Raw genomic sequence first — 2,476 nt, forward strand, 5'->3', positions numbered from 1 at the left:
CGGCCGGGGCCTTGGGCGGGTGCTGGGCGGTCACGCCGCGAGGGGCCGTGCCGCCGTGCGCCCGCTTCCCTCCGGCGGACGGCCCGGACGCCGCGGGCGCGGCCGGAGCACCGGGCTTCTTGGCACCGGCCGCCGAGCCGGCCGCCGAGCCCTGGGACGAACCGGGTTTCGACGCCGCCTTGGATCCGGGCTTCGAGGCCGGCGCCGGGCGGGACGCCTCGCCCGGCCGCCCGGGTGCGGTGGCCGCGTCCGACGGCCTGACCGCGGCCCGGCCGGTGGCGGTCGACGCCGGCGTGGCCGTGGCGCTCGGTGACGCCTTCCGGTGGCGTCCACCGGGTGGCCGTGGCGCTCGGTGACGCCTTCCGGTGGCGTCCACCGGGCGTCGTGGCGGTGGACGAGGCGTGGCTGGAGGATGGGAGATGGGAATTTCCGCATCCGGTCAGTGCCGCGGCCGATCCGGTCAGCAGGGCGGTCGCGAGCGCGATCATGGCAGGTCGTCGCATGTTTGTTCTCCCCCGTTGGCGTCCCATTGTCGGGGCGGCGGAGGCGGCCGGGGCCTCCTGACACGCGGGGAGGAGGTGGTTCGGGCGTGGCGCGCTCCCTACTGTTGGGTAGGAATCGGACGACCGGGTGCAAGGGGGAGACACGATGACGGGATCACCGGTGACCGCCCTCGGGAGCTCGCGGCTCGGGCCCGCCGAGCGCGCGGCGGCCCTCGACGAGATGGTCCGCGAGGAGTACGACGTCGTCGTGGTCGGCGGGGGGATCGTCGGCGCCGGCGCGGCGCTGGACGCCGCCACCCGCGGCCTGTCGGTGGCCGTGGTCGAGGCGCGCGACTTCGCCTCGGGCACCTCGTCCCGCTCGTCCAAGCTCATCCACGGCGGGCTGCGCTACCTGGAGCAGTACAACTTCGAGCTGGTCCGGGAGGCGCTGACCGAGCGCAGCCTGCTGCTGCAGCAGATCGCGCCGCACCTGGTGCGGCCGGTCCCGTTCCTGCTGCCGACCACGCACCGGGTGTGGGAGCGCGGCTACTTCGGCGCGGGCGTGGCGCTGTACGACGCGCTGGCGTTCCAGATGGGCAGCACCCGGGGCGTCCCGCACCACCGGCACCTGACCCGGCGGGGCGCACTGAAGCTCGCGCCGTCCCTGCGCAAGGACGCGTTCGTTGGAGCGATCCAGTACTGGGACGCCCAGATGGACGACGCCCGCTACGTGATGATGGTGCTGCGGACCGCCGCCGAGTACGGCGCGCGGATCGCCTCGCGCACCCAGGTCACCGGCTTCCTGCGGGAGGGCGAGCGGGTCACCGGGGTGCGGATCCGCGACCTGGAGACCGGGACGAAGGGCGAGGTCCGCGGCCGGCAGGTCGTCAACGCGACCGGGGTGTGGACCGACGACATCCAGGAGCTGGTCGGCGGGCGCGGGCAGATCCACGTCAAGTCGTCCAAGGGCATCCACCTGGTGGTGCCGAAGGACCGGATCCACTCGGCGACCGGGATCATCCTGCGCACCGAGAAGTCCGTGCTGTTCGTCATCCCGTGGGGACGGCACTGGATCATCGGCACCACCGACACCGCCTGGGACCTGGACCGCGCGCACCCGGCCGCGTCCAAGGCCGACATCGACTACGTGCTCGACCACGTCAACGCCGTCCTCACGACACCGCTCACGCACGACGACGTCGAGGGCGTGTACGCGGGGCTCCGGCCGCTGCTGACGGGTGAGACCGAGGAGACCTCGAAGCTGTCGCGCGAGCACGTCGTCGCGCATCCGGTGCCGGGGCTGGTGCTGGTCGCGGGCGGCAAGTTCACCACCTACCGGGTGATGGCCAAGGACGCCATCGACGCCGTGGTGCACGGCCTGGACGGCAGGATCGCCGAGTCGTGCACCGACCGGGTCGCGCTGGTGGGCGGCGACGGGTTCGTCCCGATGTGGAACGCCCGGCACCGGCTCGCGGCGCGCTCGGGGCTGCACGTCGCGCGGATCGAGCACCTGCTGCGCCGGTACGGGACGCTGACCGACGACCTGCTCCGGCTGATCGCCGAGAAGCCCGACCTCGGCCGTCCGCTGAACGGCGCGGACGACTACCTGCGCGCCGAGATCGTCTACGCCGCGACGCACGAGGGCGCCCGGCACCTGAACGACGTGCTGGCCCGGCGGACGCGGATCTCCATCGAGACGTGGGACCGCGGTGTCGGCGTCGCGCTGGAGGCCGCCGACCTGCTGGCGCCCGTCCTCGGGTGGTCCAAGCGCCAGCGCGACCGGGAGATCGAGTACTACCGCAAGCGGATCGAGGCCGAGCGCGACTCGCAGGCGCAGGAGGGCGACCAGGAGGCGGACGCCCGTCGCCGCGGCGCGCCGGACATCGTCCCGGTGACCGCTCCGTAACCGTCCCCGCTCCTTCGTCGTTCGGCGGACCGCGTTCGCGGTTCCCCGTCGCCCGGCGGCTCCGGCCCGGCGCCTTATCGGCGCCGGG

General features: G+C 74.0%; 2 protein-coding genes. Both read left to right on the forward strand.

Annotated elements, in window-relative coordinates:
* Positions 1–356: hypothetical protein (locus DZF91_RS41485; protein ID WP_207661875.1), on the forward strand; the 356-nt coding region annotated here is incomplete at its 5' end.
* A gap of 292 nt (positions 357–648) precedes the next feature.
* Positions 649–2,388, forward strand: a complete 1,740-nt coding sequence (locus tag DZF91_RS02430; protein WP_117355887.1) for a glycerol-3-phosphate dehydrogenase/oxidase — start codon at positions 649–651, stop codon at positions 2,386–2,388.
* The last annotated feature ends 88 nt before the right edge of the window (positions 2,389–2,476 follow it).

Source organism: Actinomadura logoneensis, from assembly GCF_003428695.1.
In the GTDB taxonomy this organism is placed as follows: Bacteria; Actinomycetota; Actinomycetes; order Streptosporangiales; family Streptosporangiaceae; genus Spirillospora; species Spirillospora logoneensis.

Bases quoted from the DNA above. Each gene is read 5' to 3' on its own strand.
- DZF91_RS02430 (WP_117355887.1), top strand. From the start codon at position 649: ATGACGGGATCACCGGTGACCGCCCTCGGGAGCTCGCGGCTCGGGCCC.